Source organism: Pseudoalteromonas sp. S1610, assembly GCF_005887465.1.
Taxonomy (GTDB): domain Bacteria; phylum Pseudomonadota; class Gammaproteobacteria; order Enterobacterales; family Alteromonadaceae; genus Pseudoalteromonas; species Pseudoalteromonas undina.
Genome location: NZ_PNDI01000123.1, coordinates 1 through 334 on the forward strand (window position 1 = coordinate 1; position 334 = coordinate 334).

A 334-nucleotide genomic window follows, 5' to 3' on the forward strand; every position below is an offset into this window, starting at 1 on the left:
TATAGGATCTCAGCGCGTTTTCATGCTAGAATTTGCGCAAGTTTTTTGTACTCGATAAGTAGCACTGTAAGCATCTGAGATGATATTCGCATCGGTTTAGTAAACACATCCCATTCTGGCAATATTGGTTCTGCGGCACGTGCCATGAAAACCATGGGATTATCAAAGTTATACCTTGTAGATCCTGCCTGTGAAATAGATAGACATGCCAGCGCACTGGCTGCAGGAGCTACAGATGTACTTGGTAATGCTGTTTTTGTTTATACCGTTGCGGATGCCATTGCTGATTTTGCATTAACTATCGATACTAGTGCTAGCTCGCGTACAGTATCTT

The 334-nt window shown here is 42.5% G+C and carries 1 protein-coding gene; it reads left to right on the top strand.

Going from position 1 to position 334, the window contains the following annotated elements:
- Window positions 1-84: 84 nt before the first annotated feature.
- Window positions 85-334, top strand: a 250-nt coding sequence (locus CWB77_RS18060) for a TrmH family RNA methyltransferase (RefSeq protein WP_283957552.1), incomplete at its 3' end; no start/stop codon positions are given.